This window comes from Loigolactobacillus backii (assembly GCF_001663675.1).
In the GTDB taxonomy this organism is placed as follows: Bacteria; Bacillota; Bacilli; order Lactobacillales; family Lactobacillaceae; genus Loigolactobacillus; species Loigolactobacillus backii.
The window spans coordinates 1,339,874-1,354,474 of record NZ_CP014873.1 but is presented as its reverse complement, the minus strand read 5'-3'; the positions used below and the strand labels follow the sequence as shown (position 1 = coordinate 1,354,474).

11 protein-coding genes and 2 pseudogenes are annotated in these 14,601 nt (G+C 39.2%); 5 read left to right on the top strand and 8 right to left on the bottom strand.

Going from position 1 to position 14,601, the window contains the following annotated elements; all coding sequences use genetic code 11:
- Nucleotides 1–533: 533 nt before the first annotated feature.
- A complete protein-coding gene (locus AYR53_RS05875; protein WP_068225532.1) occupies nt 534–1,076 on the bottom strand; it encodes a TetR/AcrR family transcriptional regulator in 543 nt (180 codons plus the stop codon).
- Nucleotides 1,077–1,206: 130 nt separating this feature from the next.
- On the opposite strand from AYR53_RS05875, the gene AYR53_RS05870 reads away from it, so the two are divergent.
- A complete protein-coding gene (locus tag AYR53_RS05870; protein ID WP_068225533.1) occupies nt 1,207–1,887 on the top strand; it encodes an alpha/beta hydrolase in 681 nt (226 codons plus the stop codon).
- Between the two features lie 184 nt (nt 1,888–2,071).
- On the opposite strand, the gene AYR53_RS05865 is transcribed toward AYR53_RS05870, so the two are convergent.
- Entirely contained in the window at nt 2,072–2,461 is a 390-nt protein-coding gene (locus tag AYR53_RS05865) for a hypothetical protein (RefSeq protein ID WP_068225534.1), read from the bottom strand.
- A gap of 540 nt (nt 2,462–3,001) precedes the next feature.
- Nucleotides 3,002–3,805, bottom strand: a pseudogene (locus AYR53_RS05860) (fumarylacetoacetate hydrolase family protein).
- 184 nt (nt 3,806–3,989) lie between these two features.
- Here AYR53_RS05860 and AYR53_RS05855 point away from each other — a divergent pair.
- A pseudogene (locus AYR53_RS05855) lies at nt 3,990–4,721 on the top strand (DUF554 domain-containing protein).
- An 18-nt stretch (nt 4,722–4,739) separates the two neighbouring features.
- Nucleotides 4,740–5,078 (top strand): DUF3781 domain-containing protein, encoded by a 339-nt coding sequence (locus AYR53_RS13285; RefSeq protein ID WP_333781132.1) that lies wholly within the window; start codon nt 4,740–4,742, stop codon nt 5,076–5,078.
- A 148-nt stretch (nt 5,079–5,226) separates the two neighbouring features.
- Here AYR53_RS13285 and AYR53_RS05850 read toward each other — a convergent pair whose 3' ends face one another.
- From AYR53_RS05850 to AYR53_RS05835, 4 genes are all read right to left on the bottom strand, one after another.
- Nucleotides 5,227–5,937: a class I SAM-dependent methyltransferase gene (locus AYR53_RS05850; protein ID WP_082918521.1), complete on the bottom strand. Its 711-nt coding sequence runs from the start codon at nt 5,935–5,937 to the stop codon at nt 5,227–5,229.
- Nucleotides 5,938–6,483: 546 nt separating this feature from the next.
- Nucleotides 6,484–8,040, bottom strand: a complete 1,557-nt coding sequence (guaA, locus tag AYR53_RS05845; protein WP_068225536.1) for a glutamine-hydrolyzing GMP synthase — start codon at nt 8,038–8,040, stop codon at nt 6,484–6,486.
- 273 nt (nt 8,041–8,313) lie between these two features.
- Nucleotides 8,314–9,237, bottom strand: coding sequence for a type I pantothenate kinase (gene coaA / locus AYR53_RS05840; protein ID WP_068226256.1), 924 nt, complete (start codon nt 9,235–9,237; stop codon nt 8,314–8,316).
- Nucleotides 9,238–9,536: 299 nt separating this feature from the next.
- The gene (locus AYR53_RS05835) at nt 9,537–10,040 is read right to left on the bottom strand and encodes an acyl-CoA thioesterase (RefSeq protein WP_068225537.1); all 504 of its coding nucleotides are present in this window, start codon (nt 10,038–10,040) and stop codon (nt 9,537–9,539) included.
- 291 nt (nt 10,041–10,331) lie between these two features.
- On the opposite strand from AYR53_RS05835, the gene AYR53_RS05830 reads away from it, so the two are divergent.
- Together AYR53_RS05830 and AYR53_RS05825 are read left to right on the top strand one after the other, a co-directional pair.
- Nucleotides 10,332–10,892 carry an SGNH/GDSL hydrolase family protein gene (locus AYR53_RS05830; protein WP_068225538.1) on the top strand — a complete coding sequence of 187 codons (561 nt, stop codon included), beginning with the start codon at nt 10,332–10,334 and terminating at the stop codon, nt 10,890–10,892.
- A gap of 73 nt (nt 10,893–10,965) precedes the next feature.
- Nucleotides 10,966–11,832, top strand: a complete 867-nt coding sequence (locus tag AYR53_RS05825; protein WP_068225539.1) for a DegV family protein — start codon at nt 10,966–10,968, stop codon at nt 11,830–11,832.
- 293 nt (nt 11,833–12,125) lie between these two features.
- Here AYR53_RS05825 and helD read toward each other — a convergent pair whose 3' ends face one another.
- On the bottom strand, nt 12,126–14,420 hold the full coding sequence (gene helD, locus AYR53_RS05820; RefSeq protein WP_068225540.1) for an RNA polymerase recycling motor HelD: 2,295 nt from the start codon (nt 14,418–14,420) through the stop codon (nt 12,126–12,128).
- Nucleotides 14,421–14,601: the final 181 nt, after the last annotated feature.

Here is a 14,601-nt window from a genome sequence, read left to right as displayed (position 1 = left end):
CCATTCATTTATTTTTAAAACTTTTCCGTGTACGCTGGTTATTATACCGTAAAATGAGGTCTTAAAAATAGTGAACAACCACCAATCCTTTGCCTTCAATCAATCAGATTGGCTCTACTTCAGAAGCCTAACACTGATAAAATAATTTATAAATTATTTTTTGTGTCTATCTACATCATTATGAATCCACTTCAGTATCAAAACACCACACAAAATGCTACCAACCATTAGGCCAGATGTAAAACTAGTTAACCCTTGCCGCCAAATGGCAACAATCAACAATGATATTATGCCAATAGTCAATTCATTCCATTCAATCGGCATAATCTAAAGTTAAGGAAATCGGCCTGTTATTTTGTAATTTGAATAACTTAATATTACTGTTTTGTCCCCCAAAAAAGGCAATGTAAAATGGAGTACCCATAATTATTAGCAGATTAGCTAGCAATTATGGGGCATTTTATCTTGAAATAAAATAGTCGTTAAAATTAACATATACCATTTATATACTTTATTTTAAGCATTTGTAGATTCTATTCTTGGTAAAACAGTTGACCACAATCATTCGTCAATTTATTTAATAAGCGCACCGCTTGATCAATTGATGCGTCAGAAAAGTCGTGAATATCAATGAAGGTGTGAATAAAAGATACCGTCGTTGCCGCATAAAAATTGGCAATGTAAGTCTTAGTCTGTTTTGATAAAGACCGTTTATCCAATATTGTGACGATCCATCGCGCAAAGATGTGATTTAAATCATTAGTGAGGTCAGCCCACATAAGTAACTCAAATAAATCAAGATTTTGCTGCCAGTAAAATAAAATTGATTTAAAAAATGATGTGCTGTTGATCGGTTCATTTTGTAATGAATCAGTGAATGCAGTCATTTTAATCCGCAGTTCCAACAACAGTGGCTCTTTAAGTGTAAGATAATTACGATAAATCGTCGGTCGCGAAATATGCGCTTGTTTCGCAAGATCTGCCACGGTGAGTGTAGCAAATGGATGCCCCTCCACCGCAAACTGAGCTAGTGCTTGAAGAATAGCCTGATGTGATGTTGCTCGCCGTTTATCCATAATATGTGCCAACTTTCTCATTTTGTTACATAACTCTAACTGTGTGATTGTGCTTCTACTAGAGCTAAAATATAATTTGGTTGTGAAATTAATTATATAACAGTATGTAACATAGAAGGAGCAATTAACAATGAAATCCGTGCAAACACCATTTGGTAAATTAACTTACACCGGAACTTTAACCGGAAAAACAGTCATAATCGCTATTCATGGCCTTGGTGGTTCGGCAGCTTATTTTAAAATGATGACACCATATTTGCAGCAATATGATGTCCTGGCCTTTAATTTATTAGGAACACCCCCATCAGATAATATTAACACCAGTAATTATACGGTTAAAAAAGCGGCCCAATCGTTATGGGCCGCAATCGATAAATTACAAATAATTACTCCTGTTATACTGATTGGTCATTCACTGGGAGGCAGTATTGCTACTGAAATGTTAACGCAACGTTCTATCCAAGTTAAAGCATTAATTTTAATTAGCACATCAGTAACAGCAAAATACATCCATTTAAATCCAAGTGTAAAATTATTAGGATTTCCAGTTATTAGTTCAATGATCAAATTCGTATTAAGACACTTGCAACGATGGCTTAGTTACAGATCATTATTGAATTCAGACAACATTAGCGATCCAAGATTTATAATTGAACCATTAATTCAAAAGTCACGTATTGCAATCAAACAAGAATTAACTTTATTTGCTCGCTATACGGCCAACGTACCGATGGACCAGCGTTTAATGCCCTATAGTTCGATCCCAACATTAATTATTTTTGGTGATCAAGATCAGTTAGCAACCAATTAGGGACGGTTAAGTGACCAACAACATTATGGCAGGCTACCACAAACCTTATTTAAAACAGTACACAATGCCAGCCACCTCGTTTTAATTGAAAAGGCTGAAGAAACAAGTAAATTAGTGACCAACTTTTTATTTTCCAACACAGTTAAAAAATAAAATTAACCAAAAAAATAGTCATTTTTTTAACTCACTTCAGTATCAAAACACCACATAAAGTGCTACCAACCATTAGGCCGGATGTAAAGCTAGTTAATCCCTGCCGCCAAATAGCAAAACCGTTAACAATAACCACCACTATTATCACACCAACGGTCAGCCGATTCCATTCTCGTTTAGTTGTCGCTAAAGGTTTTCCTTGTAACTTTCGGTACCTATTAGTGGACGAAATTAGCACGAAACCATTAAAAATAATAATGGCCAACAACAATCCAAGCACAGTGGTTGAGACGGCTAACTCTTTGAGATATAAACCCAACACTAGAATTGCAACGAGCAATAAATCAACTATTAGTGAGGCCCAGTAGACATACCTGGCCTGCTTCAATTCTCTTTCCTTGGCTTTAATATTATTCATCATTTTGACATCCTCCTTGAGTAGCTGGTCCAAAGAGAGTTCATAGATGTCACTGAGCGCAATAAGACTAGAAATGTTTGGAAAAGCGTTTAGATTTTGAGGATTAGCCTAAACAGACGAATTACCTTTGAAAAAGGTGATTTGGCTGTTGTAGCTAACCGCAGGAATCTGCTTTTCCTAACATGACCTGGCAATGTCGGGATAACTACGGCCGGTTTCCCAACTAGAAATAGTTTGCCGTGACACATAAATCTGATTTGCTACTGTTTGTTAAGATAATTGTTTGGCCCGCCGTGCAGACTTTAATCGTTCACCAATTTCCATCATGAACACCTCTTTACTCAAAGAATAGATCATTTGTTTAATTATACTAGCAACCAATTGTGGCAGGTGAATTTGACGTTAAATTTCAATGCTAAGTTTCATAGCATTCCCGTTAAATCAGCAATTAGCACTATAATTTATTTGCAGTTACTTGTTTAAGTTTTAAAGTAAAAAGTGGTTTTAGACTCACGTTTATACAAGTCTAAAACCACTTTTCTGTTAATCAACAATCTTCATGGTCAATTGCCCTAATTCACTGATTTGACCAGTCAGCAGGTCGCCCTTCTTAAGGTACACTTCTGGATCGTGACCAACGCCTGTTCCACTGGGAGTTCCCGTGAATATTAAATCACCTGGGTGTAATTCAATAATCGATGAATAATAACTAATCAAAGCAGATGGACTAAATACCATCTGTTCAAGTAATGACTGTTGCATAATTTGCTGATTGACTTTAGTGATAATCTCTAGCTTCCCTAAATCAGCAATTTCATCTGGTGTGGTCAGCCACGGGCCAATTGGTGAATAGTGTTCAAATGATTTCCCCAATGAAAATTGCGCCGGGTGGTTGGCAAATTGAACGTCACGATCAGAGATATCTTCTCCAATCATATAACCTGCTAGGTGCGCTGAAGCATCCTGCTCGTCGATATCTCTGCCGGCCTTACCGATTACTAACACTAATTCGGTTTCCCAATCTGTTCGCGGACCATGGCGTTTAACTTCAGCACTTGGATCGGCTAGTGAACTAACAAACTTTGTAAACGTACTCGGTGTTTTTGGTAGATTCAAATGAATTTCTTTGGAGTGATCCGCATAATTCATGCCCACCGCAAGAATTTGCGATGGCGCCTTCACTGGTGCCTGTAATTGATTAACGTCGAACGCAACTAAATCGCCAAGGATTAAGGCACTTTTTGCTTGTAGCGCTGCTTCTTCCACCTTTTCAAAATTTTAGATTGGCCTACCATGATGACTATCCACAATTAAGAATGGTCGGTTAGACAATCTTGCAATTTTCATAAAAATAGCCTCTTCACATTTTACTAACGAGTACGGTAATTAACTTACGAATGCTAAACTGACTATATTTTAATTGGTAAATAATCAATTAGCAACTGAACTTAAAACCATTTTCTTCAAAACTAGTGTACTTTTAAACCATATTCCAGACGGTATAGTATAATAACGCTATTAGTTAAAGGGAGTGAGTGTTATTTACATAGTGGGAACTGGAACGTTCGTCAACACAGGAGCAATTGTTGGCGGTGGTATTATCGGGTACATTTTTCAACGGTTACTCAATGAAAAACTGAAAACAGCAATTATGCAGGCGATTGGCGTTGCCGTAATCTTTATTGGCTTGGCCGGTGCGCTAGCCTAAATTTTGGTGATTCACGGAACTAAAATTAGTACAACCGGAACGATTATGGCCACCATCTCACTAGTACTAGGAACTTTGATTGGCGAGCTAATCGACATTGACAATCAATTCGTCAAATTTGGCAAATGGTTACGGCGGCACGTTGGTTCTGCTGATGATTCTAAATTTGTGGACGGCTTTGTCAGTGCCTCATTAACCGTTTGCGTGGGCGCAATGGCCGTCATCGGTCCACTGCAAGATGCACTGCAGCATGATCCAACCATGCTTTTCACAAAAGCAATTTTAGATGCCGTGATTGTGGCCATCTATGCGTCAGCTTTTGGCCTTGGTGCTGTTTTCAGTGCGCTACCGGTTTTTATTTTTCAGATGGTAATCACATTACTAGCAGTTTTAATCAATCAATTTCTATCAACCGCCATGACTAACGGGATTTCGTTAGTTGGTTCAATGATGATTTTTTGTATTGGGATGAACTTGCTTTTTGATATGAAAATTCGGGTGGCCAATATGTTGCCGGCGCTGATTGTGGTTGTACTGTATGTGGCATACGTTTAAGAATCTTATTCAATATTATTGTTGACCCAGGTCACAGAATTAGGCCATTGCAAAGGATTTGAAATTAAAGAGTATTTACAAAGGAAGTTGAGTCATATTAGTTCTCTAAATAGTTTAAAACATGAAATCACCAATTCAGTCTGCTATACTCCACTCGTTTATAACAGAATAAATAAGAAGTTAAAAGAGGCTTTTACTAATCATCAAATTGAAGATCTAGTAAAAGCGTGTATTAATGATGCGGATTCAATTTTAAAAAAAGGTAAAAACTATTACGTTAATTGTTCAAATCCTGGTATTTCACTAACAATAAATGCCAATAATTATAGAGTAATAACCGCAAATAACTTATGTTAATCGAAAAATGATCAGTCCATTAAAAAAGATCCATGGATTTTATCACGCTAATGGTTTTTACCCATATTAGTTGTAAACTTTACCGCCGATAATTTGGATTACTTAAGTTATCAGTGTTTAGTTGATGCCGTTCTTTTATTACTTAATTCTATCGTGAGGCCACAAGCACAAACGTTGGAGCCCATGGACCGCCCCACCAGCCGTTAAATCCTGAATATTGCACCGCAAAATGACTAAACCCTAATGATTTCAAAACACTTATGTATTCGTTATCCTTACGTTCCATATCAACCAACAGTAATTTACCGGAATCCTTTAGCACTCGCGCAATTTCTCGCAGCGCCTTCTCTCGCTCTTTTGCAGGCTTCACATTATGAATTGCTAGACTAGATGCAACAACATCGAAACTATCCGTGTCGAAAGGCATTTCTCTCATGTCGGCCGTCAAGACTTCAACTCGCTTGTCTAAATTCATTTGTCTAATGTTTGTCTCTACTTTTCGCTTAGAATTGTTCGACTGATCACGACTGCGCCAGATATCAATTCCGACCACTTTACCATTCAAAGCTACTTTTGCTAATTTAAACATGACCAAGCCATTGCCACAGCCTATATCGAGGCATTTGGCTGTTGAGTCAATCTTATTTTGATTCAAGACTTTATCCCAGATTTTTTCTTTACCAACTAGACTGGTATGGATAAACACACAACCACACGCTATCAAATAAAGTCCACCAGCTAACTGCAAGGCCAAGCTCATACCGACTTCAATCGGTGGAACTAATCCTAAACCAATTAGCGCTAACCCACCCAAACACAATAAAAATGGAACTAGAGGGGCGTCAATACCCTTATTCATCAATTCATCCTCCAAAAAATATATTAATAAAAGTATAGCATAGTTAATAATCACATTTGAATCAAAAATAAAACGATTATTCTTGATGAACCCACCACAGGTTTAAGCAATCTAGACCGTGAATAAACTCTGATCGTCATTGCATATAATTTGCAATTTATAAAACAGGCAGATTGAATAGTCAATCTTGGCCCAGGATCCGGTAGAAATAGCGGTGAGATTGCTTTTTCGGGAACACCTTCTGGCTCCATAAGTAGCATTCGCTCTATTACTGGTCCATTTTTATAGACTCATTTAAGGCACACGCAAAATAGAAAAGGTAATAGCCATTTAATTTTTCAGTGACCATTACCCTTTTTCAATGAATAAAACCAGTCTCAAAGCTATAGACGGTACAAAATGGGCAAATTAAAACGTACCGTCTAATGTACCGGATAATAACCAATTTTAATCATTTTATACCATTTTTGCTTAAACAAAAAACAGCTCTGCAATAACCTTTTAACGGGTTACTACAGGGCTGAACTTGTTTAAAATCTTATTTTTTTATTCCCACTCAATCGTCGCCGGCGGCTTGGAGGTAATATCGTACACTACGCGGTTGACGTGGTCGACTTCGTTAACGATTCGGACGGAAATCTTTTGCAAGATGTCCCAGGGAATGCGTGCAAAGTCGGCGGTCATGCCGTCAATCGAGTTGACGGCACGAATACCAACTGTGTAATCGTAAGTACGACCATCACCCATAACACCAACACTACGAATACCAGGCAAAACGGTGAAGTATTGCCAGATATCACGCATCATGCCAGCCTTTTGGATCTCATCCCGTAAGATGAAGTCACTGTCGCGCACGATGTTGAGTTTGTCTTCGGTAATGGCACCGATAACTCGAATTCCCAGGCCAGGGCCAGGGAATGGTTGTCGCCAAACAAGTTCTTCCGGCATACCTAATTTTTCGCCTAAATCACGTGCTTCATCCTTGAACAAAGTCCGTAATGGTTCAATCAACTGGAAGTGCATGTCCTTGGGCAAACCACCAACGTTATGGTGCGATTTAATTGTTTGCGCAGTATCAGTACCACTCTCGATAACGTCGGTATACAGTGTCCCTTGGGCAAGGAAATCAATGCCTTTAAGCTTAATTGCTTCGTCGTTAAAGACCTGAATAAATTCGTTACCAATGATCTTGCGTTTCTTTTCAGGATCAGATACGCCGGTTAATTTATCTAAGAAACGCTTTTGCGCGTCAACTTTAATGATATTTAAACCGAATTTACCTTCAAGACTAGCCATGACTTGATCAGCCTCGCCCTTACGTAGTAAACCATGGTCAACGAAAATACTTGTCAACTGAGTTCCAATTGCTTTGTGGAGTAAAACTCCTACAACGGAGCTATCAACCCCACCGGAAAGTCCAAGTAAGACCTTGCGATCACCGACTTGTTCCCGAATTTTTTGAATTTGTAAGTCAATGAAATCGTTCATGGACCAGTTGGCCTTGGCGCCACAAACGTCGAAAGCAAAGTGCCGTAAAATGTCATTACCATACTCGGTATTTTGAACTTCAGTGTGGAACTGCAAGCCATAGAATTTCCGTTTATCATCAGCCATTGCCGCGATTGGACAGTTCTTACTAGTTGCGGTTTGTTTGAAACCATCAGGTACCTTCGTCACTAAATCACCGTGGCTCATCCAAACGTACTGATCAGTTGGTAAATCCTTGAATAATACGGCAGTTGGATCAGTAACCTGAATATCAGCCCGACCGTACTCACGATTATTAGCTGGTTCAACGTCGCCACCAGGCAGAATATCTGCCATTAACTGCATGCCATAACAGATTCCTAAAACCGGAATACCTAGATTAAAGATTTCTGGATCAACTCGAAAAGCATCCTTATCATAGACACTGTTTGGTCCACCAGAAAAAATAATGCCTTTTGGTGCCATTGCTTTGATTTCCGCAGCAGTCAGTTTATGCGATAACAATTCAGAATAAATCCCAAATTCACGAATTCGCCGGGTAATCAATTGATTGTACTGGCTCCCAAAATCGAGGACGATGATCTTATCAAAATTTTGCATGTCCGTCGTTGCCAAATAATTCACCTCATTCATTTGATGTAAGTAACTTAAACGTACCTAAAAAACCAATTCCTGCATTCAGTCTGTGAACACCTTTTTAAGCACTTTCTTTTCATAAATATTTTCAATAAACTCATTTTACTGATTGTCGTCCATTCGGTCAACCTTTCAAAGCCGCTTTTCATCTAATTATTAGGGTAGCTCAATTAAAAAAATACTAATTGCTAGCGTTAAGTAAGTTTAAAAACTACTTTTATTGGTATTTTTCTGGACAAACACTCATTGACCTCAAAATTTACGAAAATAAACGTGATCAATCTTATGGTTGTTTGTTTTATGCAAAATGACGTCAGCACGATTCCGGGTTGGTAAAATGTATTCCTTTAAGTTCGGTAAATCGTTGGTCTCCCAAACGTGACGGGCCATTTTCAAAGCAGCCGCGCGATCACCAACCGCATAAGAATAATAATAATTTGTTGGATCAGTGAAGGCTGTATCTAGTAGCACTTTAAAACGATCCAAGTACCATTTCTCAATCAGATTCGGTTCTGCATCAACGTAAACTGAAATGTCGAAGAAATCACTAACATAAACCAATTGATTGCTTGGTAGCTGCAAGACGTTGATCCCTTCAACAATTAGAATATCCGGTGAATCGATTACATCATATTCGTTAGGAATCACATCGTAAATTTGGTGCGAATACTTTGGTGCCTTCACAGGGCCCTTATTATTTTTAACGTCGGTTAAAAAATTAATTAACCGCTGCATATCATAACTTTCTGGAAAGCCTTTGCGTTCCAATATTTTTCGTTGCTTCAACTCAGCATTAGGGTACAAGAAACCATCGGTAGTAATATTTTGAATTCGTTTTGTCGGGTAAGCCCGGGTTAACAAAATTTCTAGTAAGCGCGCCGTGGTGCTTTTGCCCACTGCTACACTACCGGCAATACCAACGATAAATGGTGTTTTATGCGCGCGCACTCGCAAAAAATTCGTGCGATCATGCTGTTGCGCTTGATATTGATCATAGTAAACATGAATCAAATGGCGTAAAGGTAAATAAATCTCCCGTACGTCTTCTAGCGATATTTGATCGTTTAATGATTTGGCTTGGTCCAGTTCGGCCTGGGTAAGCGGTGCCATTCCATTACGATAGAAACGGCGCCATTCATCCCGACTGATCCGGTAGTAATTCATCTCATCTTGCAATTTAATCCCCCACCACATCCATGATGCCTCTATTTTAGCATACCTCTGAAATTTTACCGGAGTTTTTTAAAGCGTGTTTGGAAAGCGTTTAGATTTTGAGGATTAACCTAAACACGTTCCCGCTAAATTAGTTAGACAAATACTAGTAAAATTAATTTCAGAGTAATGCCTAGATCATCAAATGACTCGTTTAGGCTAGCATATCATTTAATGATCGTAGCCCGACCACCAAAATCGATCTTTGAACACGCAGCATTTATTTTTACAAAGTGGCACCACCAACAGTTCCAACAATCCTTTTATTTAACACTGAGATCTAATTGTTGTGCTAGTTCACTACTTTCTTGTTGTGCCTTCAAATTAGCGGCTCGCCGTTGTTCGTAGGCAGCACAAACTAGTTTTTCTTCACGATTTTCTGGTCTTAAAGTGGGCAACACTGCCTGCTTATCTAAAGCGACAAAAGTCAGAAAAGCCGTTGCGCCAAGGTAACGTTCACCGCTTAATGCATCCTCGCCAATAACCTTGGCAAAAATTTCTAGGGAGCGATTACCGGCACCGCTAACGTAGGTTTGAACCGTGACAATTTGGCCAACTTGAAAGGCTTGCTTAAATTCAAAATGATCCACGGTCGCAGTCATCACCGCCGTGTTCGCAAATCGTAGTGCGCTAATAGAAGCCACATTATCGACTAACGCCATTAAATGCCCGCCATGTAAAGTTTGCAGCGGATTCAAATCTTGATACAATATGTGATGTGCTTGTAGTGCGGTTGAGGCCGCACACGTTTTTATTTGTTGTTTCATAATTATTTTATCCTTTACACGGAAATATTTAAGCAAAAGTATAGCACAAGATTGTCCGTTGTTTGTCCTGGGAGTGGGACAAAAGCCGTTTTTGGGGTTCACTGCGTAACGTAAGCTAATCCAATAACCATAGTACAGTTATTGAATGAACTGTAGTTAGGCACGTAAACCCAGACTTTTGGCGCACATTCTAGAGTAACGTGCGGAAACAATAAGAACCAAACTGTTGTCCCACTCTCTTACCAAAAACTACTCTTAGTGGTAACAAACATACTTTTAAGGAGACAAAACATGGCAGAAATTATTCTTTTTGGTGATAGTATTCTTGCTGGCTTTAATCATGGTTGGACCTATCCGGTCATTACTAAGACGATCCAGCAAGCCTTTCCCAACGACCACGTTTTTAATGCATCCGTTCCCGGAGACACTACAAAAGACGCCCTTGATCGGGTTACGGCACACGTTTTAAGTCGTAAGCCGGCCGCTGTCGTTCTCTTTTTTGGTGCCAATGATTTATCGCAAATTCTGGGCATTAGCCCCCAAGCTTACCGGCAAAATCTAACTGAATTAATCAGAAAAATCGGGGCCAACAAACTAATTATGATTGGTCCACCAATGATTGACGAAAGGTTAAATCCTGATCGGCCAATTCATCGTATCACCGAATACAATCAAATTGTCAACGACGTTTCTAAAGAGGCCCACGTTGATTTTATTAACCTAAGCGCCGCCATGCAGGCTCAAGTGAAACCACTACACCAAGATGATGGCCTTCACTTTAATTCTGCTGGTAATCAATTGCTATGTTCCTTAATTACCGAACATTTACGCCAACGACTAATGAAAAATTAGTCGCATTGTCCCGTTAAATAGCGTAGACTGGTGAATATGATTGTACTCTAAAATGATGAAAGAAGTGAAATAGATGAAGATTGCTGTTGTAACTGATAGTGCATCCTACTTAACCGAACAACAAGCAAACGAAAATAATATAACGGTCGTCCCAATTACCGTTATTTTTGGAAAAACTACTTACAAAGAAAATGTCGATCTTACAACTAAACAATTTTACGATATGTTACAAACACATAAGGAACTACCTAGTACAGCTCAGATTTCCATGGGCCAAATTCAGGCTGTATACGATGATCTAGCAGAACAAGGTTACGATGCTGTTATCAGTATTCACCTGTCCAGCGGCATCACCAGCTTTATTCCTAATTTAGAGGCCTATTTACCGAACATTACTAACATAAAAGTTTATCCTTTTGATTCACTATTAACCACCGCAGCAGAAGGCAACATGGCTTTATTGGCTGCTAATTTAGCTAAGGCTGGTAAATCCGTTGACGAAATTCTTGCAGCCTTAAAAATACTACGTGATAGCCAACGGGTTGACTTTATTGTTGCCGATCTCAGCCATTTAGTTCGTACTGGCCGGCTAAGCAACGCCTCGGCTATTGTTGGCAACATGTTACGTATCAAACCAATTTTAAACTTTGATAAACAAGGAAAGATTGTCGCGGTTGCTAAAGAACGTACTTCCCGGCGTGCCTTTAACCACGTTAAACGTGAAATCACTGATTACATTAATCAAGTTGATTATCCCGTTCGGATTGACGTCATTGACGGCGATAATGCGGCCGAAAGTGAAAACTGGGTTAATGATTTTCAGGCTAGTTACCCACAAGTTGCCATTGATACCAGTACCCTAGGGCCAGTGCTTGGGGTTCATGCCGGTCGAAAGGTTATGGGCGCCGTTTGGGCTCGTGACTGGAAGAGCCTACTATAAGACTCGGTGATGACTGGTTTCTGATCGTAACTAACAAAAAATTACCTATTAAATGTGTTCTAATTTTCAACTAATAACTAGCAAAAAAGCAGCGTACTCGTTTAAAACCAGATTAATTGGCTAAACGAGTACGCTGCTTTTCTATTTTCTATAAATAAGTTTAACTGGTCTAGGTCGTGTTTGCAAAATACGCTTGCTAGTATCGCCCTAGCCAATCTAGCGTAAACCTGTTCAAAAAAGCCGACTCCGGTTATAGCTAATTCTCAATTGTAGCGTAGCATCCGAACGCTTTTTCAAACACTCTTTTTATCAACTGTATACCGTTCTTTTGGCACGTCATTCAACAATGGTGAAACCGTTTTTTCAGCCATTAGCGTTAAATGATGCATTGCCCGCGAAGCAATTGTATATAGTAGCTGCCGTTCGTCGTCATTCCCGTAATTGGCCGCTGTGACTTGCCAAGCAATAATCGCGTCAAATTCTAGCCCTTTGGCCAAGTAGGATGGGACAATAATTGTTCCAGCCGCCAAACGTTGATTTTCAGACCGAATCAGCGTCACTGGCACTTTCTGATCATGCATTATCGTGTAAAGTGCCTCACTGTCCTGCCGAGTCTTCGTAATGATCGCCGTAGTCTGACCGGCTTCATCGTTAACCGTTAGCTGCTGCTTTAAGGCCGTCACTAAATCACGAGTTGTTGGTCGGACAATCAAATTAGGAGTTGGCCCCTCACGATTAAAAGCAGTGACCTTCTCGCCATTTTTCAACAGTGCCTTAGTGAAATTCGTAATCTGTTCAGTAGAGCGATAAGACTGAGTTAGTTGAATAACCCGCGTATCTTCCTTTTCAAACATCGTTCCCAATTCTTTAAGCAAGCTACTTTCTTGAGTGAAAATAGCTTGATTCAAATCGCCTAACAGCGTAAAACGAGCTCGTGGAAAACTAGTTTTCAAAAAGCCTAATTCATAAGGTGTATAATCCTGAATTTCGTCAATAAATAAATAGCGAATATCCCGATCACCGTGTTTACCAGTTATTAAATCGTACATGTAAAGGTAAGGTGTCACGTCATCCATTGCTAACTTTTTCTGACGCAAACGATCTAAAACTTGGTTAACGTCCAACTGCCATTCTTCTTCGCTAACGTTAAACTGTTTTAGATCTAGATATTTTGGTACTTGCCGTAGAAAGTCGATGTACTGACCCTTAATATTTAAGAAATGATTCCGACTAATTCCTCGGCGAACACTTTCAAAGGCGGCCGTTACAACACGCCGGGCTAAGAAACTAAATTCCTTGTCACCATTCTCAAAATTATGCGGATGATCACCATACCACTTATTAATTCCCTCTGAATCAAGGCTTTCAATAAATTCACTAACCCATTTAGATCGCATTTCCGAATTAATTCGGCGTCCCAAATAACGTAATAAATTTTCCTTTGTGGCAGTTAATCGATTACCTAAATGATAGTTTTCATTGTATTTATAATAAGTTTTTTCAATTCGATCTTTATCGATAAAAACTTCATTACGTAATTTCACATCCCGAAAATGCATATCCGCCTTTTCCAAATGTTCAGCGTACTTCTGGGTTGCTTCCAGAAATGCCAAACTGGATTTTAAGCGACTGACCTTCTTGTCAACGTGATTTTCGTGCTTTTCAAATTGAGTGAATAGATCCTCCACCTCAATATTGGGCAAACGCCGGGCAGCGTATTGATGATACGTTAACTGCACCATATTTTGTTCACCTAATTCCGGTAAAACGTTAGAAATATAGTCATTAAATAACTGATTAGGCGAAAACATAATCACTTGACTAGACTTTAAATTTCCCCGGTACCGGTATAACAGATACGCAACTCGCTGCATAATTGCTGACGTTTTCCCAGAGCCAGCAGCACCTTGAACAAATAACAGTTTAGCCGAAGTATCACGGATAATCTGGTTTTGTTCCCGCTGAATTGTGGTGACAATACTCTTCATCTTAGTGTCAGATTGTTCACCCAGTACTTCCATCAACATTTGATCGCCGATGGTCTCTTGGGTATCGAACATGGTTTTAATCTGACCATTTTCAATCAAAAATTGTCGTTTTAAACTGACGTTAACGGCCTGTTCACCGTCTGGCGTTTGGTAGGTCACTCGGCCAAGATTACCATCATAATAAATCGACGAAATTGGTGCCCGCCAGTCATAAATTAGAAAGTGATCCGTAGAATCGGTAAAGGAACCTAACCCAATGTATATCGTTTCTGCCGCCTTGGCCTTATCTTCCTGAAAATCAATCCGCGCAAAATAAGGCGTCTTATCCAAACGCTGTAAAACATCCAGTTGCTGTGCTGAATGCTGCCAACTATTATTCCGCTCATTCAGCATTTGCTGTTGCTGCCTGATCGATAGGGCAGTATCCATCATGCCTTCATAAGAGCCAGTATTTAGCTTCACATCATTATTAAAGTTATCGTTGATGGATTGTTCATCACTTTTAGCTTCACTGATCTTCTTAGTCAATTTACTTTCAGTTGACTTAATTTTGGCTACAACATCATCTACTCGTGCTTGTTCTTTTTGCTTCTCAGTCACTGATGCACTGCCTCCTTATGAACACTAAACTTAAGTTATTTGGATATTCAATTTTAGCACTTTCCGCGGCTTCATACAATCGGTGCGAACTGAAACCACATAGTGATCGAATGTCAGTCAACTAGTAAATATACTTAAATACCTACTAACCTATCTACCCGTGGGTTCTCTGTTTTAATGT